The sequence below is a fragment of the Haloferula sp. genome (assembly GCF_049672945.1).
Taxonomy (GTDB): Bacteria; Verrucomicrobiota; Verrucomicrobiia; order Verrucomicrobiales; family Akkermansiaceae; genus Haloferula.
This window is the reverse complement of sequence record NZ_JBATWY010000117.1, coordinates 1-23,020: the sequence shown is the minus strand read 5'-3', so window position 1 is coordinate 23,020 and position 23,020 is coordinate 1. Positions and strand designations below refer to the sequence as shown.

General features: G+C 58.1%; 16 protein-coding genes and 1 pseudogene. 6 read left to right on the top strand and 11 right to left on the bottom strand.

Annotated features, from left to right (window positions below):
• Together WBG04_RS10270 and WBG04_RS10265 are read left to right on the top strand one after the other, a co-directional pair.
• The coding region (locus tag WBG04_RS10270) for an FtsX-like permease family protein (RefSeq protein ID WP_424314330.1) at window positions 1-1,438 on the top strand (1,438 nt) is incomplete at its 5' end.
• 177 nt (window positions 1,439-1,615) lie between these two features.
• Complete coding sequence (locus WBG04_RS10265) at window positions 1,616-2,842, top strand: zinc-dependent alcohol dehydrogenase (protein WP_424314329.1); 1,227 nt, start codon at window positions 1,616-1,618, stop codon at window positions 2,840-2,842.
• Between the two features lie 151 nt (window positions 2,843-2,993).
• Here WBG04_RS10265 and WBG04_RS10260 read toward each other — a convergent pair.
• The 7 genes and pseudogenes from WBG04_RS10260 to WBG04_RS10230 all read right to left on the bottom strand — a co-directional run.
• Window positions 2,994-3,116: pseudogene (locus WBG04_RS10260) on the bottom strand (SDR family oxidoreductase); the annotation flags it as partial.
• Between the two features lie 79 nt (window positions 3,117-3,195).
• Entirely contained in the window at window positions 3,196-4,119 is a 924-nt protein-coding gene (locus WBG04_RS10255) for a histone deacetylase family protein (protein ID WP_424314327.1), read from the bottom strand.
• Between the two features lie 144 nt (window positions 4,120-4,263).
• On the bottom strand, window positions 4,264-4,989 hold the full coding sequence (locus WBG04_RS10250) for a hypothetical protein (RefSeq protein WP_424314326.1): 726 nt from the start codon (window positions 4,987-4,989) through the stop codon (window positions 4,264-4,266).
• Between the two features lie 11 nt (window positions 4,990-5,000).
• Window positions 5,001-6,278 (bottom strand): S41 family peptidase, encoded by a 1,278-nt coding sequence (locus WBG04_RS10245; protein WP_424314324.1) that lies wholly within the window; start codon window positions 6,276-6,278, stop codon window positions 5,001-5,003.
• 322 nt (window positions 6,279-6,600) lie between these two features.
• A complete protein-coding gene (locus WBG04_RS10240) occupies window positions 6,601-7,197 on the bottom strand; it encodes a HEAT repeat domain-containing protein (RefSeq protein ID WP_424314323.1) in 597 nt (198 codons plus the stop codon).
• A 22-nt stretch (window positions 7,198-7,219) separates the two neighbouring features.
• The gene (locus WBG04_RS10235) at window positions 7,220-8,503 is read right to left on the bottom strand and encodes a Gfo/Idh/MocA family protein (RefSeq protein ID WP_424314321.1); all 1,284 of its coding nucleotides are present in this window, start codon (window positions 8,501-8,503) and stop codon (window positions 7,220-7,222) included.
• A gap of 118 nt (window positions 8,504-8,621) precedes the next feature.
• On the bottom strand, window positions 8,622-9,611 hold the full coding sequence (locus WBG04_RS10230; RefSeq protein ID WP_424314320.1) for an AraC family transcriptional regulator: 990 nt from the start codon (window positions 9,609-9,611) through the stop codon (window positions 8,622-8,624).
• Between the two features lie 94 nt (window positions 9,612-9,705).
• Between WBG04_RS10230 and WBG04_RS10225 the strand changes: the two genes are divergently transcribed.
• Both WBG04_RS10225 and WBG04_RS10220 read left to right on the top strand, forming a co-directional pair.
• Entirely contained in the window at window positions 9,706-10,563 is an 858-nt protein-coding gene (locus tag WBG04_RS10225) for an NmrA family NAD(P)-binding protein (protein ID WP_424314319.1), read from the top strand.
• Between the two features lie 13 nt (window positions 10,564-10,576).
• On the top strand, window positions 10,577-11,089 hold the full coding sequence (locus tag WBG04_RS10220) for a DUF1772 domain-containing protein (protein WP_424314318.1): 513 nt from the start codon (window positions 10,577-10,579) through the stop codon (window positions 11,087-11,089).
• Window positions 11,090-11,153: 64 nt separating this feature from the next.
• Here the strand turns inward: WBG04_RS10220 and aldA are convergent, their stop codons facing one another.
• A complete protein-coding gene (gene aldA, locus WBG04_RS10215; RefSeq protein WP_424314317.1) occupies window positions 11,154-12,590 on the bottom strand; it encodes an aldehyde dehydrogenase in 1,437 nt (478 codons plus the stop codon).
• A 222-nt stretch (window positions 12,591-12,812) separates the two neighbouring features.
• On the opposite strand from aldA, the gene WBG04_RS10210 reads away from it, so the two are divergent.
• Window positions 12,813-14,108, top strand: a complete 1,296-nt coding sequence (locus WBG04_RS10210; RefSeq protein ID WP_424314316.1) for a putative DNA modification/repair radical SAM protein — start codon at window positions 12,813-12,815, stop codon at window positions 14,106-14,108.
• 6 nt (window positions 14,109-14,114) lie between these two features.
• Window positions 14,115-15,584: a UdgX family uracil-DNA binding protein gene (locus tag WBG04_RS10205; RefSeq protein WP_424314315.1), complete on the top strand. Its 1,470-nt coding sequence runs from the start codon at window positions 14,115-14,117 to the stop codon at window positions 15,582-15,584.
• Here the strand turns inward: WBG04_RS10205 and WBG04_RS10200 are convergent.
• The 3 genes from WBG04_RS10200 to WBG04_RS10190 all read right to left on the bottom strand — a co-directional run bounded on the left by WBG04_RS10200 (window position 15,581) and on the right by WBG04_RS10190 (window position 22,619).
• On the bottom strand, window positions 15,581-16,111 hold the full coding sequence (locus tag WBG04_RS10200; protein WP_424314314.1) for a plasmid pRiA4b ORF-3 family protein: 531 nt from the start codon (window positions 16,109-16,111) through the stop codon (window positions 15,581-15,583). The genes WBG04_RS10205 and WBG04_RS10200 overlap by 4 nt on opposite strands.
• A 62-nt stretch (window positions 16,112-16,173) precedes the next feature.
• Window positions 16,174-21,696 carry a hypothetical protein gene (locus tag WBG04_RS10195; RefSeq protein WP_424314313.1) on the bottom strand — a complete coding sequence of 1,841 codons (5,523 nt, stop codon included), beginning with the start codon at window positions 21,694-21,696 and terminating at the stop codon, window positions 16,174-16,176.
• Window positions 21,697-21,980: 284 nt separating this feature from the next.
• On the bottom strand, window positions 21,981-22,619 hold the full coding sequence (locus tag WBG04_RS10190; protein WP_424314311.1) for a TVP38/TMEM64 family protein: 639 nt from the start codon (window positions 22,617-22,619) through the stop codon (window positions 21,981-21,983).
• Window positions 22,620-23,020 lie beyond the last annotated feature (401 nt).

Sequence of the window (23,020 nt, the reverse complement as noted above, 5' to 3'; positions counted from 1 at the left end):
TGGAATCATCGGCCTCGGCTCCCTAGCTGCCTCCAAACAACTTGGCCCCTCCGCCGCCTTCTTCCTCTCCGGCTTCGCCTTCCTCATCGCCGGCCTCTCAATATGGAGAGCGAGTTTGCAACTCGCTCCACAACCCCAGCCCTCCTCCAACGCGGCACAGCCGCCAAACTCCTCACTGCTCACTGCTCACTGCTCACTCGGCACTCCAGCCCAGCTGGCCCGCAGAAACCTCGCCCGCCGCCCGACCCGCTCCCTCGTCGCCATCGGCACGCTCGCCTCCGCCATCTTCCTCGTCATCTCCGTCACCGCCTTCCAAAAGCACGGAGCCGGCGACTGGCAGAACCCCGCCGGCGGCACCGGCGGCTACGGCCTTTGGATCGAAACCTCGAACCCCCTCACCCGTCTCGCCTCCGGCAAGTTCGAGTTCCAGGACGACACCATCAAACAACTCCTCCCCATCCGCGTCGGCACCGGCGACGACGCCTCCTGTTTCAACCTCAACTCCGTCGCCCAACCCCGCCTTCTCGCCACCGACACCGCCGCCCTCGAAGCCCAGAACGCCTTCACCATCAAATCCACCGCCGAAGGCATCGAAAAATCCTGGGCCTCCCTCCGAACCGGACCGCGCGACGCCGTCGCGCATGATCAACCCCAGCCCTCCAAAAATGCGGCGCAGCCGCCAAACTCTTCACTGATCACTGATCACTCGGCACTCGGCACTCCCGCTTCGCGGGCTCCCCTCCCCGCCTTCATCGACGAAACCACCCTGCTCTGGGTCCTGAAAAAGAAGCCTGGCGACCTCATCGACTACACCGACGACCTCGGCAACACCTTCCAGGTGGAAATCGCCGGCACCCTAACAGAATCGGTCTTCCAAGGCAGTTTTATCGTCGACGAACAAGCCTTCCTCGAACGTTTCCCAAGCTCCCCCGGCTACCGTCTCTTCCTCGCCACCACCGAGAAGCCACCGACCGAAGCCCGCGCCGACCTCCAGAAATCCTTAACCGATCTCGGTGCAACCATCACCCCGACTGCCGAACGGATCGCCGCCTTCCACAGTGTCGAGAACACCTACATCTCCATCTTCAACGTCCTCGGCGGACTCGGCGTCATCCTCGGTGCCGCCGGCCTCGGCCTCGTCACCGCCCGCAACCTCGCCGAGCGCCGCGACGAATTCGCCATGCTCCACACCATCGGCATTTCGAAGAAAGTCATCCGCTCCGTCATCACCAAGGAAGTCCGCACCCTCATCCTCGCCGCCCTCCTCATCGGGTTGGTCGCCGCGATCATCTCCATCCTCCCCAGCCTCCCCCAACAATCCGCCCCGTGGATCACCCTCACCTGGATCGCCACCCTCGCCCTCCTAACAACCCTTTGCGCCACCCTCAGCGCATGGATCGCCTATCGGGCCGTGGGGAGCTCGGACCATCCTGCCTGACTTCAAAGAGCGTAAACCTCACGAACCCGCTTGCCGCATTGCCTACCCGGCCCTGAAGGCTCTGAAGTTTGCAGTTTCACGTCTCTCATACCACCCTGCTCAACGAGCAACTTATGGCATCCGGCCCCGCGGTGATTGCCTCCGATCCGGCCATGGGTTATGGCATCTTCAGCACCCATGAGTGAGCCACTGGTAGATCAAGAACAGATCGCACGCATCGTGACCGAAGTGATTGCCTCGCAGTCGGAAGCGGGTGGGAACCAGTCGGCAGCGCCGAGCAAGGATGGTCCGGCAGCACGCGTTGGACGGGCCGCCGTTCTGACCGGGCCGAAAACCCTCGAGATCCGGCAATTTCCCCTGCGCGCGATCCGCCCGGACGAGATCCTGGTCAAGGTGGAAGCCTGCGGGATCTGCGGAACCGACATCCACTGCTACAACTCCGATCCCTTCGGTCTGGCCCCGGTGGTGCTCGGCCACGAAGGCACCGGTGAGGTCCTTCAAGTGGGCGCCGAGGTGGCGATGGACAGCGTCGGCAAGCCGGTCAAGCCGGGCGACAAGATCGTGACCAGTATTCTCGAGACTTCTCAGGAGTGCATGATCGCCAAATACAACCCGCTCAAGTCAAACCTCTGCGATGACCTCAAGGTCTATGGCTTGCTGCCGGACGAACCGGACAATCATTTCAATGGCTACTTCGGCCAGTTCCTCATCATTCGTCCCGGCTCTTCCTTTTTCGTGGTGAATGACATGAGCCTCAAGCTTCGCTGTCTGATCGAACCTGCGGCCGTGGTCTGCCACGCCTATCAGCGCGCGAAGGACGTGGGGATGAGGCTGAATTTCCGCGCGCGGGTGGTGGTGCAGGGCTGCGGCCCGATCGGCCTGCTGATGATCGCGGTGCTCCGAACGGCGGGGATCAACAACATCATTGCCATCGATGGAAACCCAGAGCGCTTGAAAATGGCTGCCGAACTCGGTGCCGACGAAACGCTCAACTACAAGGACTATGCCGGCATCGATGATCTTGCCGCCAAAGTCGAAAGTCTCACCAAAGGCGTGGGCGCGCATGTGGGCTTTCAGGTCACGGGCGTGCCGCAGGCCTTCGCCAATCTGTTCAAGTGCATCCGCAGGGGCGGAGGAATCTGCGAAGTCGGTCACTTCGTCGATGGAGGTGAATGTTCGATCAATCCCCACCAGGACATCTGCCGGAAGGAAATCACCGTGACCGGGAGCTGGGTTTACAACAGCTTCGAATACCCAAATGCCTACCACTTCCTCCAGCGCGCCGAACGGATCGGCCTGCCGGTCGAATCCCTCGTGACCCACAGGTTCCCGCTCGATCAGATCCAGGAAGCCTTCGACGTGAACCTTCGTCAGGAAGGGGTGAAGGTCATGGTCGAGCTTTGAGGCCACCCGGGGATCATGGCGTCAGCGAAATTCACTTCCCCTTGAGCTACACCCTCAAGATAAAAAGAGAGAGTCTGTGACTCTGGTGAAGCCCACGAGCCAGAGAAAACAGTCGTCCTCTGACTTGCTCGGCCCGCCAATCCACCGGCCGTCTCTCACGAGGAACAATATCTTCGACTCGGGTCAGGCCACCCAAGGCCGAAGCACCTTTATGATACTCGACCTTTTCGAAGCTCCACTGCCCATCAAAGAAAGGAGTGTCCATCGGCCCGAGCCCCGCCGTGTTCACGGTGATGTCGTAATAGGCTGGCACAAAGGAAGGACGAATATATTGGAGGCCTTCTTGTGACCTCTCATCCATGTGGGATCTCAGGCGCGTCGCTTGGCATCGAATATTCTGCCGCCACCGTGAAGAGATCCGCGAATGCATCAACAGTGGGACCGATCGGATTGGCATAGCCTCCCCCCATGAATAGAACCACCGGAACTCCATGTTGTTTGTGGATTTCGAAAACCCGACGGTTTCGCCGGTCCATGCCTTCACGAGTGAGCTTGAGATTGCCGAGGGCATCGGCGGCAAGCGCATCGACCCCAGCTTGATAAAGAATGAGATCAAACTCCTCGGGCCGAATCAAATTCAGCGTCCGCTCAAGATGCTCAAGGTAGGCTTCGTCCTCCATCCCGTCGGCAAGTGGCACATCGAGATCACTCTGCGTTTTACGGAAGGGGAAATTGCTTTGGGAATGGATCGAACAGGTGAAGACCTCAGGCCAGCTTTGGCAAATCGACGCCGTGCCATCGCCCTGATGGACGTCGAGATCAAGAACAAGCACCCGCTGAATCTCAGGTCGCTTGAGAGCGGCCTGCGCACAAATCGCCAGGTCATTGAAGATGCAGTAGCCGGAGCCAAAATCGTAGTGAGCATGGTGGGTGCCCCCAGCCATGTTCCCCGCCATGCCGCCGTGCGCGATCACGTGCTCCAGAGCTTGAAGGCTGCCGCCGGTCAATCGCAAGGTGCGCTCAACAATCGAGGGTGTCCACGGACGAAGCCCAATCCGGCGGATCTCTTCATAAGACAAGGCCCCATCAAGGAAGCGCTCCACGTAGCGCGAATCATGCGCCAGGATGATTTCCTCCCTCGTTGCCAAACGAGGACGACGCATCTCCACATCGGTCCGGCCCTCCAAGCGCTCAGCAATCAAACGATAGCGGTCGCGAGGAAAGCGAGCCGTCGGGTCGATCGCATTGGTGTAGATCGGGTCGTAGTAGAGAAGCATGCGCTCGATTCTTCAAACTTACGCCTGCGGCAAAGAATTCAACCATGATTCGATAAAAGGATCCTTCTCCACGAACCTTGCTCTGAGAAAAAAGGAAGGCCGACTCCCGATAGGAAAGCCGGCCTTGTGAGAGCGCTGGGAAAACTACTTCTTCAGACTGAAGATCTCATCATCGATCTCCTGGTTGTGCTGCACTTCGGTGATTTTCATCACCAACTCCTGCGAACTGACGAGCATGGTCATGCTATGGGGCATTTTGATTCCGTCGACTTCCTTGTAGTCGGAGACCCTGACGTCGACTTCCATCTCACTGTCGGGGCCGACGGAGAGCTTCATCACCACTCGGTTCGGTAAGTCGGTCTCCTGATCAAAATATTGCGTTTTGACGATGCCATCTTTGCTCGTCGTTTCGATAACAGAGAACGTTCGATCTTCCTCCGTGGCATCGGGAAGCACTTTTGCCGCAGCCAAATCAGCAAGGGTCTGCAGCTCCGGGAACAATGCAGCACCTTCCTTCAATCTGGCCAGTTCGGCGCCGGCCAATTTGCGCGTCCCTTGAATGCTGTCCTTGGCCCAGCCTTCCTTGCCATTGAAGATCTCCTCAGCGGTCATCATGTCGGGAATGACCATCTTTGAATACGACATGGATGGAGCCTTTTGCTTCGTTTCCATCGTCATCGACATGCCTTGAGCCGGCATCTCGATTGTTCCCTTCATGATGCGGCTTGTGATCTTGCCCATGGCCTCTTTGCCACCGGCAGCTTCGATCCCCTTTTCGAGAACAGCGACTGCTTTGGGGTCGATGGTTTTCGTTGCCTCTTTGGCATGAGTAAGACCAGCGCATGCGAGCGCGAGAAAGAATGGTATCATTGATTTCATCTTCATTCGTTGTTTTTGGTTTGTTGAGTCTTGATCCATCGAAGGGCGGCTTCGATGTCAGGGTCACGGCCTTCGCGCAGCGCTGCGGTATCCAGCGGAACGATTTCATCGGGAATCACCCCACGCCCTTCAAGGTGGGTCTTGTTGACCGCCGTCACATAGTCACCAATCGCGTACTGGAATTGATCTCCATTCGGAAGATCCTCGATCACCGAAGGCAAAACGGCACCCATGGTGCGGCGGCCAATGACCCTCGCTCGGCCATGCTCCTGCAGCGCGGCGGCAAAAATTTCAGAAGTGGACGCGCTGAAGGTGTCAACCAGAACGACCACCGGACCGAGGTAGGCATTTTCCTGAGGAAAGGCGTGGAAGGCGATGTTTCCGCCGGGATTGTTCATATCGCCCAGATCGAGTTCTTCATCAATCAAGCGTCCCGTCAGTCCGGTCGCCATGATGCCTAAGCCACCGGGGTTTCCCCGGAGGTCGATGATCAGTCCGTCGGCATTTTCCGAGCGGGCTTCTTGAATGGCCGTGTTGATGCGGCCGACGAGGGTCGGGACGAAAAGATTGAAATCAATGATCCTGACCTTCTGATCTCCAGCAACGAGCCGCGTGTCAAACTGCATCCGGATCGGACGTCCCTGACCCAAGTTGCCGAATTCGCCCTCGTATTCTCCGGGCGCAAAATCGAAAACCGGATCGCGCAGATCGACTTTCAGCGTGATCCTGCCGTCCTCCGGGTTCCCCATTTCCTGCAACACTTCGTGCATCGTTTCATAAACCTGGCCCGGACCCGATTTTGCATCGATCTGGTGGCGGTTAAGAAGATCCGTGACGGCTTCGCCCTCAACCTCGATGATTTCAAAACCCGGGGTCATGCCTGCTTCGGCAGCCGGAGATTCCGGCACGACCTCGTAAACGGTGAGCCCTCCATCATGATACCGGAGGTCGATGCCGAGATAGTCGCCATTGGCGCGCCGACCCTTGGATGTGGGGCGCGTTCCGGAAATGGAAAAATGACTGCGCCCTAGTTCACCGAGCATCTCATTGAGAATCTCGCGGAGCTCTGCGTTCGTTTCGATCTTGTCAACCTTGACCTGGTATTTCTCCTTGATCGCATTCCAGTCGAGGCCGTTGAAGGTCCGATCATAGAATGATTCATCGATTTTCTCCCAGACTTTGACGAAGGTCTTCTGCAGAACTTCGCGGTCGTTTTCCTCAGCGCTGAGCGGCATTCCAAGGAGAAACAGACCGAGGAGGAACATGGGGTAAGGCTTCATTGAGTTCGACAGATACGATGTCAGGCGCGTGGCAGAGCCGGACGATCCCTATCACTCATGCGTGCGGGTGAGCGACCACCAATTCCAGGTTTGTCTTTCACAATTCGATAAACTGATCCCAGCGCGCCATCGACCACGTTGCCACCTCGCTCCTTTTCCGACCAACTTCATCCGAGCATCTCACCCTCTTCAAACCCTGAGCGCCATTACACAGGTAGCCATCAATTGTTATGGTGCCAGCTCGGAGCCTTGGTCTCAGGCGCTCCGGGCGGCAAAGGTCTTCCGCTGGCTCGAGTATGGGCTGAAATGAAGTTCGACGCCCTTATTCTGGCGGATCGTTCAGGTGGATCGCCGCATCATGAATCGGCCCCTTCGGGAACACGGTCTTCAGTCCTTGCACAAGCTGCCTGGCAAGCCCGGGCTGGCCGTCGGCGGCGAGGTGGTCGGCCGCGACCAGAGCCGCATGACCTGCGTCGGACTTCAATGGCTCCGAGCCATTCGCGATGATCGGTTTGAGTGCTTCGGCTGCTTCCGGGCTACCGATCATGCCGAGCGATGCAATGGCTACGGACTGGACGCCGCGCGCAGGATCCGCAGCGAGCTTCCCGAGCGCGGGGACCGCACTCTTTTCGCGACGAACTCCGAGGGAATGCACCGCACCGGCAAGCTGACGGCCTTTGAGTTCCGGAAGCGCTTCGAGTAGTGCCTGAGAAGCACCCGGATCACCGATCGCCTCAAGTCCACTACGAGCATAGTCGGAAAGGGTCTCGTGACTCAGCAGCGCGGCAAGCGGAGCGATCGACTCAGGCCCGGCGACATACACCAGCTTCTGGCATGCAACTGCCTTGCCGTGTTCGGAAGCGCCGGACGCAAGAACTGCGAGTTGGGATTTCTCGGTCAGAATGGAAGTAGAGTTCATGATATCAAAAATGTTGGATGACTCATGCCGTCCACGGAGCACGCAAGGCGCGACGGATCATGCGATTCGCTTCGGCGTCATCGATGAAGGTTTCACTGACAGGATCGAAGCGGACTTTCCGACCCACTCGCCAGCCGATGGAGGCGGCATGGGAAACGATGTGGCCATAGCGGGTGACATCAGCGTTGGCTGCGGGTTGCTTGCGTGATCTGACACAATCAAGAAACTCCCGAACATGCTTGGTCGCGTCGGTACCCGAAAGACCTCCTTCGGGGAAATCCTTGATCAGCGTCTCCGGGTTGGCCGCAATTTCACCGGAGTCAGCGGCTTCAACCCATCCCTCATCGCCTTCGAATCGAACCGGGCAGGTCCCGGGAACCACCCAGTCGCCTTCCCCTTTGAAGCCCGAGAGGCGCATCACCAGTTTGACGCCGTTGGCATAGGTGGCGTGGATGGTGTTGTCGTCGATCGCTTCATACTCGACTGGTGCGGTCCCATCGGCATTGGCAGCCCATTGACAGAGATCGATGGTGTGGGCACCCCACTCCGGCAGTGTCGCCCCCCCATTGAAATCGTAGTAACCGCGCCAACGACCTTGAACGTATTTCTCGTTGTAAGGCCGCCACGGAGCAGGCCCAAGCCAGGCATCCCAATCGACTTCGTCCTTGGCGGGCAGGGCTTCCTCCGGGAGCCATGAAAAGTCTTCACGGAGCGGAAGAATACCCGCATGGACGGTATGAATTTTCCCGAGCTTGCCACTGCTCGCCAGCTCACAGGCGAAGCGGAAATTGTCGACGTTCCGGCGCTGGGTTCCGGCTTGGAAGACCCGTTGGTAGCGGTTGACCGTGTCGGCGAGATCCTGGGTTTCACCGATGGTCATGCTGCAGGGCTTCTCGCAGTAAATGTCCTTGCCGGCCTTGGCCGCGCGCATTGAGGCGAGGGCGTGCCAGTGGTCACCCGTGCAGATCAGCGTCGCATCAATGTCGTCCCGCGCGAGCAATTCGTCCATGTCGCGGTATTTGACGCAATCATCACTGTCGTAAGCGCGCAGAACCATGCGTCTGACCGTTTCCCGGCGAGCTTCCTGAACATCCGCGATCGCGACGAACTGGACGTCCTTCTCTTTTAGAAAACAGGAGAGCACCCTCCTACCCCTGGGGCCGATCCCGATGGCACCCACGACGATCCGGTTGCTCGGAGCGACATGCCCGTCCCGGCCCAGCGCGGATGCTGGAATGAAGGTGGGGATGCCAAAGGTCAGGGCAGTTGTTTTGAGAAATTGGCGACGATTGGTGGATTTAGTCATCGAACGGTTGGGTTGTCTTAAGAAACGATACGTGCCAAGTGGCCTTCACCAATCAAGAATTTGAAGATCTTTGACCTATTTGAGCAATCAAATGGGACGATGCCATGACGGGGGTGAGTCATGCAGTGCCAGTCGACCCAGCCAAAGCAAGCTTCCTCGCCTCCCGCCGCACCGATCCCGGTGTCTTTCCGGTAAAGGTTTTGAATGCCCGATTGAAGGCGGCCTCGGATTGATAGCTCAGCTGATCAGCCATTTCCGCCAGCGGCAGATCCGTGTCGCGCAGCCAGTTCATGGCGATGCGGAAGCGCCAGTGGCGGACGTAGCGCATCGGCGAATCCCCGACGAGCTCCATAAAACGTGCGGCGAAAGCCGAGCGCGACAGCCCGACTTTTTCGGCTAGTTCGCGCACGCTCCATGGTCGCGTCGGGTGACGATGGATGAGCGCAATCGCCTTGCCCACCTGCGCATCCCGCAGCGCACCCAGCCATCCGGTCCGGGCCAGCGGATCGTTCTCCAGCCAATGACGGATCGCCTGCACCACGAGGATGTCCGACACCCGGGTGATCACCGTGTCTCCACCCGGCCGCATTTCACGCGCCTCCACCATCATCAAGCGGATGATGCCGACCAGCCAGTCGTTCTCCGGCGTGTCGGTCCGCATGACGATCATTTCGGGCAAGGCCTCCACCAAGCGCAGGGAGGCAGGGTCATCGATGCAGACCGCTCCGCAGATCAAGCGTGTCTCTCTACCACGACCGCCGTACTTCAGCAGTTCGTAGCGAGGACTGATCATTTCACGATGGAGATCAAAAATATTCTGCACCGAGGCCTTCACATCGCTTTTCAGCAAATGACCTCGACCGTGGGGAATGAGGACGAAGTCTCCCGCTTTCAGCCGCTTTGTTCCACCAAGCTCGCTTTCAATCCGGCACTCACCGGCGGTCACGATGTGGAACATCAGGCATCCCGGCATCGCCGGCAGATCAATGCCCCACGGCGCGGATAGCTCCGAACGGCAATAGAAGGTGCCGCTCATTCGAAGTGAATGCAGCGCTTCACCCAAGGGATCGACCGACTCCCAGGCGTCATCGGGGCTCTGTGTGCTCATTTCACCTCGAAAGACCACCATTTTGGACGAAATGTCAATTTTAAGGGATCAAGTGACATGGAAACACCTGAACCACGAAGGCAAAGTGGACGCGATGCAAACAACAACACCAAACAACATTACTTCCGCCCTGAACGAAACCACCCTGGTGCTCGGCGCCAACGGCAAGACTGGCCAACGGGTCGTCCGCCAGCTCAAGGAGTTGGGCCGCTCCGTCCGGATCGGCTCCCGCTCGGCGAGCCCGGCCTTCGACTGGCACGATCCGTCCGGCTGGGGCCAGGTGATCGAAGGAGTCACTTCGATCTACATTGCCTACCACCCCGACCTCGCCTCACCCGGAGCCACCGAGGCCATCGAGAAGCTCATCGAAGTCGCCCGCAACCACAAGGTGCGTAAGCTCGTCCTGCTTTCCGGCCGCGGCGAAGAAGAAGCCCAGCACTGTGAGCAGCTCGTGCTGAACTCCGGGATTCCCTCGACCGTCGTCCGCTGCGCCTGGTTCAACCAAAATTTCAGTGAGAACTTCATGCGCGACATGGTCCTCGGCGGCACCATCGCCCTGCCGGTCAACGGCGTGCGCGAGCCCTTCGTCGATGTCGACGACATCGCGGACGTCGCTATCGCGGCGCTCACCGAAGACGGACACGACGGGCAGATCTACGAACTGACGGGCCCTGAGTTGTTGAACTTCGATCAAGCCGCCACCGAGCTATCTAAAGCCACCGGCCGCGAGATCCGCTTTCAGCCAATCTCCCATGCGGACTTCATGACCGGGATGAGTGCCGCAGATTTACCCGACGAACTCACCCAACTCATTGACTACCTTTTTACCGAGGTCCTCGATGGACGAAACGAGTACCTCACCGACGGCGTCCAGCGTGCGCTAGGACGCCCACCACGGAATTTCGCGGACTATGCGAGCAAGGCCGCCGCTGAAGGCTACTGGAACCACTAAACCACCCACCACCATGAATCCCAACATCCTCCTTCCCATGTCACCGAGCATTCTCTTTGTCGTCGGCCTCGCGATTTCGAGCGCGATGCTCTCCGGCCTCCTGTTCGTCTTCTCGAACTTCGCGATGAAGGCCTTCTCCAACATCCCGGTCGAGTCCGGAGTCTCATCGATGCAATCGATCAACAGTGCCATCCTCAACCCTGGCTTCTTCGGGTTGTTTTCCGGCACCGCGACCGGCAGTCTTGGCGTTCTGGTCATCGCCTTGAGGCATTGGGAGCATCCGGCCAGCAGTTGGATCGTCGCTGGCGCGCTGCTCTGCCTGATCGGCTGTTTCCTCGTCACCGCCAGCATCAACGTCCCGCTCAACCACCAACTCGACAAGGTGGATCCGTCGGCCGCCAACGCTGCTGAGGCATGGAAAGACTACCTGACCCGCTGGCAGCCATGGAACCACGTTCGCACCATCGCCACCCTGATGGCCGCCGCAGCCTATGCCGTCGGTGCTTTGAAAATGGCCGGGGCTTGAGTCCACATCGACCGCCTCTTCCTCGGTCCAAATGGACCAGGTCGAGGGTGGTCCTCGTGCTTGCCTACGAACGCTGAAGATACACCACCTGGGTCTGGAGAAACTCGTGGAGCCCATGCTTGCCATCGGCCCCACCGATCCCGGACTTCCGCCAGCCGGCGTGGTATCCCTGCATCGCCTCGAAGTGCTCGCGGTTGATGTAGGTTTCGCCAAACTTCAAGGCTTCGACCAAGTTCATCGCCTCATTGAGGTCATTGGAGAAAACCGATGAGGTGAGTCCGTATTCCGTGTCGTTGGCCATGGCGATGGCTTCATCGAGCTCATCAAACACCACGATCGGAATGACCGGACCAAAGATCTCCTTCTTCACGAGATCCATCGCCTGCGTGCAGTTCGCAACCACGGTCGGCTCGAAATAGAAGCCGCTCTCGTCCGCGCCGCGCCCACCACCACACAGGACCTGGGCTCCATCGCTCACCGCAGCATCAAGAAGCCTCACGACTTTCTCATAGCCCGCCTGATTGATCATCGGACCGTAGTCGAGCGTTTCGTCCTCCAGCGGATTTCCAAACCGGGCGGCCTTCATTTTCTCAACCAGCTTGCCAGTGAATGCTTCGGCCACGCTCCGCTGCACATAGATCCTCTCGGCGCAGTTGCAGACCTGACCGCTATTGATCACACGGGATGCCTGAATCGCCGTCGCCGCCAGATCAAGATCGGCATGGGCCGTGACGATGGCAGGCGCTTTGCCGCCGAGTTCAAGATTCACCCGGGTAATATTCTGCGCCGCCGCTGCCATGATCCGCGAGCCGGTTTCGACGCTGCCGGTGAAGCTGATCATTCCCACTTTCGGACTCTCCGTGAGCGCACGACCTACCGTAGCGCCATAGCCCGAAACAAGATTCACGACGCCCGCCGGGATGTCCGTTTCATTCAGGATCTTGCAGAACTCGAAGGCATTGTTCGGTGTCTCCTCACTTGGCTTGAGCACGATCGAATTGCCGCAGATCAGAGCCGGAGCCAGTTTCCGGGCGATCAGGAAAAAGGGGAAATTCCACGGCAGGATTCCGACGACCACTCCGATCGGCTTGCGGAACAGGAAGATGTTCTCTTTCGGGCGGTCACTCTCCATCACCTCGCCTTCGATCCGACGACCCCACTCAGCCATGTAGTCGATGTAGTCCGCCGTGAAATTCACTTCGACACGGGCCAATGGCAGTGTCTTCCCCTGCTCCTCGGTGATGACCCGGGCCAGCGGCTCGACTTTCTCACGAATCTTGTCGGCCAGTTCGTGCAGATGCTTTGCCCGAACGACCGCCGGCAACGCCGCCCAGGCAGGCTGGGCCTTCTCGGCAGCTGCGATGGCCGCTTCGATCTGCTCGTGAGGCGTTTCAGGAACCTTCGAAATCTCCGCCCCAGTTGCCGGATTCGTTACCGTAATTCGCTCACCTCCTTGGGAATCGACAAAGTCACCATTGATGAAGTTGGAATAATCAATCATGGCTCCAAGCTTCGGGGTATCTCGTTTGGAGGCAATCGAAAATCAAGTTCGTCCGAAAAAGGACACCGTAACGAAGGTCCCTGAACTGCCTTCTGCACTCAAAAGGAATGACCACCCGCAGCTCCATTGGAGGCAGCTTCGCCCATTCAGGCAAATTATGCGGACAGTAAACCGTGGGCAGGACCAAAAACCTGAAGTATGTTCTTGCGAACAGCCCACCAAATGAAACTCGAGAAGAAACTGGCGATCCTCGCAGACGCCGCAAAATATGATGCTTCCTGCGCCAGCAGTGGCACCAAACGCCGAGACTCCTCAGGCAGCTCGACAGCCCTCGGCTCATCCGGTGGCGCCGGGATTTGTCACAGCTACGCGCCCGACGGACGCTGCATTTCGCTGCTCAAGCTCCTCCTCACCAACGCCTGCATCTACGACTGCCACTACTGCATCAATCGTCGCTCAAGCGACACCCCACGGGCCCGCTTCACCCCGGACGAGGTCATCAAGCTCACCCTCGACTTCTACAAACGAAACTACATCGAAGGACTTTTTCTCAGTTCCGGAATCATCCGCAATCCGGACTACACGATGGAACAGGTCATCGAGGTCGTACGACGCCTGCGTGTCGATCACGAGTTTCGTGGCTACATTCATCTGAAAACGATTCCCGAAGCCTCGCAGGAACTGATCGACAAGGCAGGCGAGTATGCCGACCGCATCAGCATCAACATCGAGCTGCCAACGCAACAAAGCCTTACCACCCTCGCCCCGGAGAAAAATCTTCGCCGGACGCGTCAGGCCATGGGAGGAATCCGCTCCAGGATCGAAGAAGCCCGCGACCGAACCGATAAGTTTACCAAAAACCCGCACGGTCGTTCCTTTGCCCCGGCCGGCCAAAGCACCCAGATGATTGTCGGCGCGGACGACTCCAGCGATCTCGATATTTTGCACCGTTCCGACGATCTCTATCGCAGCTATCGGATGCGCCGGGTCTACTACTCGGCCTTCAGCCCCATTCCCGACGCCTCTCCCCTGCTGCCCGCAAAGGCTCCGCCACTGGTCCGCGAGCATCGGCTCTACCAAGCCGACTGGCTGATGAGGTTCTACGGCTACACGGTTGGTGAAATCGTTGACCCCACCCTGAACCAACTCGATCTGGAACTCGACCCCAAGCTCGCCTGGGCACTGCGCAACCGCGAACACTTCCCCATCGACGTCAACCGCGCGGCCCGTGAAATGCTACTCCGCATTCCTGGTATCGGCGTCCGTTCCGTGCAGCGGATCATCAGCAATCGCCGCCATCACCTGCTCAGGCTGGAAGACCTTGGACGCCTCGGGATATCACTGAAAAAATGCTCACCTTTCCTCGTAGCGCTCGACTACTTCCCACCACCTTCACTGCTCGAAGGCGATCGACTCCGCCAACGATTCCTCCCGCCGCCAAAGCAGCTCGAACTCAACTTCGCCAGTCCCGCACCAGATCCCGTTGCTGCCGCCACCGCCCTCAACGGCGAATTCTAACAGACCATGCACGCGGTCACCATCGAGCCAACATTCAGCTCCTGGCGATCGGTCGCCCGCGACCTCCTCGCCGCGAGAACCGATCCCTCGGAGATCGTCTGGCACGATGGCTCCCAAGCCTTCCCCCTGTTCACCGAAGCCCGGCTTCCCCCAACGACGAATCAGCCCCCAAGGATTCCAAAGTCATTCTTCGATCTCGCGAACCTCGTCGCCTGCCACCGTGATCCCGACCGTTGGTCACTCCTTTACCAGGCAGCCTTCCGAATGTCCGTTGGCAACGAGCGCCACCTCCTCCAGCTCGCTTCGGAACCACTGGTGCGGAAGCTCTCCCTTCTTGCAAAGTCCGTCAGTCGCGACCGCCACAAAATGAAAGCCTTCGTCCGCTTTCGAAAAACAGGCGATGATCCCGCGACCGGACGTGAGCACTTCGTCGCCTGGTTCGAACCCGAACACCACATCGTCGAGCTCACCGCTCCGTTCTTCGCGAAACGCTTCGTCTCCTTCGACTGGTCGATCCTCACTCCCGACCGCTGCGTCCACTGGAACGGAAAGGCGCTCGCGTTCTCAGACGGTGTCGATGCTAGCCAGGCACAGCAGGGCGACGAGCTCGAAGACTACTGGCGCACCTATTACGCCAACATCTTCAACCCCGGCCGACTGAAGCTCAGAGCGATGCAGGCCGAGATGCCGAAGAAATACTGGAAGAACCTGCCGGAAGCTTCTCTGATCGCCGGACTCAAACAGGGTGCCAGCGGCCGCATCGGACAAATGATCGACCAAGGCCCCAACCTCGCACGGGCCCACGTTTCTGAAAGACTCCCGCGCGGCGCGGACCACCCCGAAAGCGATCTCGAAATTCTATCACCCATTGAAGCACTCGCCCAAGCCGAGCACCTTGATCTCACCGATCTCAAACAAGCCGCCAATTGCTGCCGCTCCTGCCAGCTCTACGAAAGCGCGACACAAACCGTTTTCGGCGAAGGGAATCCGCGTGCCGAAATCATGATCATCGGTGAGCAACCCGGGGACATCGAAGACATCACCGGCCGCCCCTTCGTCGGACCCGCTGGCCAACTGCTTGACCAGGCACTCGTCGAGATTGGCATCAAGCGAAATGACTGCTACCTCACGAACACCGTCAAACACTTCAAATGGAAGCCCGGTGAACGCGGCAAACCGCGTCTCCACGACAAAGCCAGCCGTGACGAGATCCACACCTGCAAGCCGTGGCTGCTCGCGGAGATCCTCAAGGTAAAACCGAGGACCATCATTCTTCTGGGATCTACCGCAGCGCAGGCACTCATCGATCCAGACTTCCGTTTGCTGGAGAATCGCGGACTTGTCAGAAGCATCCTTGCCGAAAAAGCAATCGCGACCGTTCACCCCAGCTACATCCTCCGGCTACCGGGTGAGCGAGCGCGAACCGAGGCTCTTCGTGCTTTCGTCGCCGACCTGAAGCTTGCCCTCGAACCCTAACGCTTTCGCTTCTTCCTCGGCGTAAAGTCCACCTTCTCCGGCTCGAACAGTTCGGGGTCATACCCCGGATGGTCCCAGGCGATTTCACCGTGCAAGGCCTGCATGTACTGGAACGCTCCCCCGAAATCTTCCGGCGGGCAGGCACGCTCGCCCCCAAGCATTTCAACACCTTCGCCTTCGTCCTTCTTCTCCAACACCACCTCGTGGATCCATTCCTCTGCAAAGTCATATCGGTAAAGCAGCCGAATGGGCAGCCGCCGACGACCGATAAATTGCTTGAGCGTCAGCTTCGCCTCATCCTGAAACTCCCCTGGGGTTTGATCTTCCAAACCTACCGGCCCGATCACATCCACCAGACGTTTGCCTTTCCCATGCCGGAACTCATGAGGGTGCTTGTTCTCCCAGCCGAGCGCCGCCTGCAAGGCATCATTCAGCTGAATGAAAGTGAAGTCCTCCGGCACCGCGATGCGGCGCCAAATCTGTGGTGTAATCTGATAAAGAAAGGTCTTGATGACAATGCGGCTCACGTCGTGAGCCTAGACGGGAACAAGGGCCCGACGCAATGGCTAGATTCAAGCATCGACCTCTCCTAGGGGAGCTCGATCTTAACCCGGAAGAAGCAGGCGTCCCCTTCACATGGCTCCTCGACCACCACTCTTTCCCAGACGGCGTCGATCTCGGTGACCACGGGCGTCGCAGTGAATGGAACAAGCCCCTCAGGATTCGGCGTCAATCCCTTGACGGGGGTGTAAATCACAGAACCATCCGACTTCCGGATATACTCAAGCCGCATCAACTCTTCTCCGTTCTCATTCAGATACTCGAATCGCGGCAGGCCCGCGGTCCCCGTACCCGCCTCGAGAATCCTTCGATCAGGACCAGTACCATCAAGATTGAAGGCATACTTGAGCAAATTCATGACGCCATCGCCAAACGGCATCGACGTCGGATTCTCATCTCCCCCACTCAGCGTGGCAGTCGTCGCCCATGAGAAATACGCTTCCTCCGCTTGGCTGAAACCATTGCCGTCTTCATCTTCGGACCAGTCATTCAACAACACGATCTGGAAAGTTTCAGCTTCCCTGTTTCCCGTAAGATCAGTGGCAATCACCCGGGCAATCAACTCTCCGGGATGGCTCTCGAAATCAGCGGTAAGCCCGCCATCGACCACCAACAGATCTCCTTCAATCCGGAACTTCTCGTTGTCGGTCGTATTGCTTCCACTATTCAACGCATAAGTATGCGAATCCAAGGGGTCGGCATCGATCGCTTGCAGCCTTCCAACCACCCTGCCATCCTCCGCATTCTCCACGACTTCCGCTGGATCAAGCACAATGGTCGACGGGCTGACTCCATCAATCGTGTTGAACTGCACAACCCGCGTCAGCACTCCCTTGTCGGTGTAGGCGATCAGAAGGACCGACCGCAACTCCTCCACGGCCACGGTCCCAGTAATTAATCCCGTTCCCTGATCAAGCGACATGCTTGGAGGCAAGCCAATCGCCTCGAAGGCGTAGCCAGTCGCATTTTTCAAGGTCACCGCTTGGGAAATAACCGCGTTCAACGTGCCTTTGACTGCTGATTGCTCCGAAATTGAGGGGAAGCCGTCAGGCGCCCGCAGCACGAGTCCGTGATCCACACCCGAAGCGATTAGCTCCGCACCATCGACATCGAAGGGTAGTGCTACGGTTCTGCTTCCCGCCCCACCCCACGCAACAACCGTCCCGTCATTCCGGAGGGCCAGACTGTGCACATCCCCCGCCGCGATTTTCACCACTTCATCAAGGCCGTCCGGGATATTAATCTGTCCTTGGCTCGAATCTCCCCAGCCGATTATCGTCCCGTCACCCATCAAGGTTAGAACGTGATTCCTTCCCGCGGCGATATCAATAACCTCTCGCAAGTCTGGAGACACCAGGAACTGACCGGACCCAGTCTCCCCCCATGTCATCACCGAGCCGTCCGACTGGAGCGCGACGCTGTAATCCGCTCCAGCGGCAATCGCCACCACCACACCCAATCCAGGAGGTACTGTTGACTCGCCCGCTGCGTCACTACCCCACGCGACAACCGATCCGTCGTTCACCAGCGCCAGGCTGTGGTGGCCTCCGGCAGCAATTGCCACCACCCCACTCAGATCCGTCGGCACGCTGGCCTGCCCTTCCAGATTCCTACCCCAGGCAACAACGGTTCCGTCGTCCTTCAATGCGAGACTATGGGCCTCGCCAGCTGCAACTGCGGTCACATTGGACAAGCCTACCGGAACTCCGAGTTGCCCATCACTGTTGGAACCCCAAGCCACCACACTCCCATCGCCCTTAACGACGAGATTGTGGGCGCTTCCCGCGGCAATCGCGGTCGCATCATCCAAGCCTGAAGGAACATCCGTTTGCCCGGCTCCGTTCTCTCCCCAGGCGATCAGGACGGAACCCGTCGGGTAGGAATCATCATCGATCGGAGAAGAACCTTGAGCCAATTCAAAGGCATCGCTGAAGCCATCAAGATCTGAATCAAACAAGACATCGCTTGTCCCATAGAGATCTTCCTCTTCACCTTCAGTCAAACCGTCGCCATCAGCATCCTCAGCCCGATCATCGACAAAGCTCAAGAGAACGACCTCCTCGTAGGGATTCAACATGCTGTCTGTCGCCCGAATCCTGACCTGTAGTTGGGGATCAACCTCAAAGTCTTGATCAAATCCAGCCCCGACCACCAACAGGTTCCCTTCAATCCGAAACTTCGAGTTGTCTTCGGATCCCTCACCAATCACCAGCGCAAAGACATGGCTATCCAAGGCGTCTGCGTCGACGGCCGAGAGTGTCCCCACCACCGTACCTTCCGGCGCATTCTCGTTCACTTGGGATGAGGACAACTGGATATCCGTCGCCGGCACGCCGTCGATTGCCCCCACCCATAAAATTTGCTCCACCTGGCCTTTATCCGTGTCCGCCCAAATCCTCACGCTACTTCGTGTCACCGCGGATACGGATCCGGTGATCAACCCACTCGAATCCATACTCAAGCCCGGCGGCAAGCCCATGGCCATGAACGATGTGGGGGTCGCGTTCGACACTACCACCTGATGGTTTACTGCGGTGGACAGACTTGTTTGAATCTCCTTCGCACTCGTGATCCTTGGAATCCCCGCTGATGCCTGGATCGCCACACTGTGAAAAAGCCCCGCCTCAATCAGCTGAATCGCCGATGTGGCCGCCATCGGAACCGACGTCTGCCCGTAGTCATTCATTCCCCAACCAACGACCTCGCCATTCGCCTTCAGCGCAAGGTTATGAAAGCCCCCAGCTGATATCGAAACCACATCACTCAATCCTGCTGGAATTTGCAGCTGCCCGTGGGAGTCGTGCCCCCAGGCCACCACAGTGCCGTCGATTCTCAGAGCCAGAGCATGATACCGTCCCGCCGAAATCGCGACTACATCCGAAAGACCGGGCGCTTCATCAAAATCGACCCAATTATTGCCATCGAAGCACCCGCCCCAGACCGCCACCGTTCCGTCGTCCTTCAAGGCCAGACTGAAGAAGCCCCCAGCCGAAATCGCGACCACATTGCTCAGACCAACCGGCACATCCGTCTGTCCGTGGAAGTTGCCTCCCCAAGCCAACACGGTGCCGTCGCCCTTCAACGCGAGGCTATGATCACGACCCGCCGCTATGGAAACCACACCACTTAAATCAACGGGAGGTGTCGCCTGCCCCTTCTCATCACAACCCCATCCCACCACGGTTCCATCAGCAAGCAAGGCAAGCGAATGCGCGGCCCCTTCCGTCCAGGTATCACCGCCGGCGGCCACCTGCGCCACACCGCTCAGCCCCACGGGAATGGTCGTCTGCCCATATTCATTGTCACCACCCCAAGCTGCCAGCGAACCATCAAATTTTTGAGCAACTGAGTGCTGCTGCCCAATATCAAGCGTCCGAAAGCTCCCATCATAAGGAACAAGCAACTGTCCCGACGAGTTCCCACCCCACCCCACCAATGAGTAGGCCGGCATGTCATTCGCATCGAACGGCGAACTCCCGAACGTGATCTCCACCGAATCAAGAAAGCCGTCGCCGTCGCCATCAAAATTCAAATCGCTGGTCCCGTAGATATCCTCCTCCTCCGCTTCTGTTAATCCATCACGGTCAAAGTCCTCGTCTCGGTCATCCGTCAGCACAATGACAAAGGATTGCGTGAGCGTGTTGAAAGCCCCATCGACCACCATCACATTGATACTGAAAGTCATCGGGCCATCCTCGAAATCAAAGGGCATGTCGTTGTCGAGAACCAACTCGTTTCCAATAATCGAAAACAATCCGTTGTCCTCGTCATCCGGATCATCAACCGGATCATTATCAAGACTGAAGCTATGACTGGACACCGCGTCGGGATCTAGAGCCGTCAATACCCCAACCACGCTGCCCTCCAAAGCCGTCTCCGAGACCGTCGCAGGTGTCAAAAAGATCGCCGTGGGTGGGGCCGCATCGAATACCTCGATCAAGAGCAACTGGGTAAGCCTGCCCTGATCGGTGTCGGCCCAAACCCTTGCCACCACAGCCTCAGTATCCACAAGCTCCCCGCTGATCATTCCAGTCGCCGGATTCAACGACAATCCCGCGGGAAGTGACATGGCCCCAAAAGCGGTCGGTATCGCATTCGCCACCGTAAGCTGATGAGAAAAAGCATCTCCGATCACACCAACAATCCCTTTCTCACTGCTCACCTCCGGATAGTCAGCCCCTCGTCGCAGCGCCACACTATGGGATTCACCGGCAGACACTCGCCTCACTTGTTGGGCTTCGAAGGGTGGTGTTGATTGGCCGGCATCATCCATACCCCAGGCCTGCACCTCGCGACTGCCATCAATCAGGAGGCCATGCGATCCACCGGCCGAAAGATCGAGATTGCCAGTGCCGGCAGGTGGAGACGTTTGTCCATTGCTCGCATCACCCCACGCCAAAACCTCGCCATCCGCAGTCAAGGCCATGACATGGCGAAGTCCGGCTCCTATTCCGATCACCCCGGTCACCGCATTGATGCCGGTAATCTCCCCGTCATCGTCGCGACCCCAAGCAGCCACCGTCCCATCCGAAAGAAGCGCCAGACAGTGATCCCCGCCGGCTGCGATATCGACCACCCCTGAAAGCCCCGCTGGCACGGTGGACTGACCCACCGAGTTCGAACCCCAAACCACCACGGTCCCATTGCTCTTAAGCGCCATACTATGAGAACTCCCTGCTGCAATCTCCACCACCCCTGTCAACCCGTTCGGAACGGTCGACTGGCCATCGACGTCAGATCCCCAGGCCACCACTGAACCATTGGCCAAGAGACACAAACTGTGCCGGTCACCGGCTGCGACCGCGATCGCGGCAGCTAGAGGAGAAGGAACCGTTGACTGGCCTTCGATATTCCGACCCCAAGCCGCAACCGAGCCATCACTCCGAAGGGCGAGATTGTGACCAAGACCCGCTGACACCTCGGCCACTTCCCCCAAGGTGCCGGGGATCGTCAACTGACCATCGACATCCGAGCCCCAGGCCAAAATGACTGAACCCGTTGGCTTACTCGAATCATCTCCCGGCAATGTCCCGTTCGCCACCTCATAGGCGTCCCCAAACCCATCGCCATCCGTATCATAAAGAAGGTCCGAACTCGAATGCAGATCCTCTTCATCAGCTTCACTGAGACCGTCACCATCTGCATCCTCGGTGCGATCATCAAGAAGCCCGATCGCGACCGCTTGCTCAAGAACGACTCCACTAGTGTCCCGGACCTCGACGCGGATCGACAAGACCCCTCCCAGCACCTCGAAGTCGAGCGCCGCGTTGACTTGAACCTGATCCGAATTCAACAGGAAAAATCCGTTATGATCATCGCCGTCTCCAGCGACCAAATCAAAGGTGTAGCTCTCTGAGCCATCCGGATCCGTCAGAGCCAAAGTGCCCACACCCGCTCCAGGGACCGTCAGTTCCGGAATATCACTTCCTGAAAAGCTGACATCGCTTGGCGCAGCTCCAGCTACCAAACCCAAGCAAATCCAAGACGCAACCGTACTTCGCTGAAAGAGGTGGCTCAGCAATCTGGTGGCGGACGTGGGGGGAAACGTCATGACAAACTCATCGACTATTCTGTAATTTTCAGAGCTCCGAACTCAGGCCCATTGGACTAACCAACAGCAAATAGCAATAGGCGCGCCAGACGGGCGCTATTGCCTTAAGGAAAAAACTGAGGCCAAAAATCACAAATCCAAGATTGCTAAATGAATCTTAGATATCAGAAATGTCTTATGGTTAAAATGTTATGGAGGACAGTGGATGCACCGGAGGTCCAATGATCTAGAATTTATCAGTTTTCAACGCTAAAAAACTAATCCCGCCAGCCTGGCTTCTGACCTCAAGATTCCGAACCAACCTTTTTCATCACCAGACGTGCCAGAGCCCAAAGGAACGCAGGCACCAGCAGACTGAAAGCCAAGGCCCAAGCCGGAGCCTCACGCCCACCGGATCCGATCCATGCGAACAAAAATCCGATCGGGATGCTTCCGCAGAGAAGTGAAACAAAAAACCGGCCAAATGGCATCCTCAGTAAGCCCGCCGTACAGGCCACCGCCTCGGGCAAAATCGGGAGCGCGCGGGAAATCGCCACCATCCATCCCCCTCCATTGGTAAACAGAAGCCTCCCCTTCTCGTAATCCAAGTCACCCAAAAGCCGCCGTGCCATCTTTTCCCCCATCGTACGGCACAAACCGTAAGCCACCAAACCCGCCAAAACCGACCCAAGGGAAGCCGCCAGCCCTCCGAACAAAGGCCCATAGAGCCATCCGAGGGCCGACATCACCACCGTCCCAGGAACCGGAAGAACCACATCTCCAATAAGCAGGGAGACCCCAGCAATCCAACCCCAATCGCCGTTGGACTCCAGCCATTCGACCGAGCCAGCAAGAGAAAACCTCTCCTCCCACTCCCCGCCGAAACCCAGCCAGATCGCCAGTATCACCAGCGACAGCGATACAAACCATCCGAGCAACCTCATCGAGTCCCAGCATCTGTCCGAATCCCAAACAGGCAAGCAACTCATCCCACGAACGTGAATTTTTCATTGCCTGCCCATCCCCGCTTCGCAGCAATCCCACCCCATACCCGAGATTTTTGGTTCATCACAGAGCCTCGATCATGCCTGCCCCGCCAACGAATCACTCTCAGCAAGGAGCCTTGGATCGCGACAAGCATTGATTATCTCCTCGGCGACAGCGGTTAAGAGCTCCAAAACCAATCGGCAATCGTGGAATTCGCTCCCCAAAGATCGGGAGATGCGTGCAAAAAAAGAGCCCGTCATCTCGCGTTGGCGAAATGACGGGCAATAACCTGGCGGCGACCTACTCTCACAGGACCTGTCGTCCCACTACCATCGGCGCAACAGCGTTTCACTTCCGG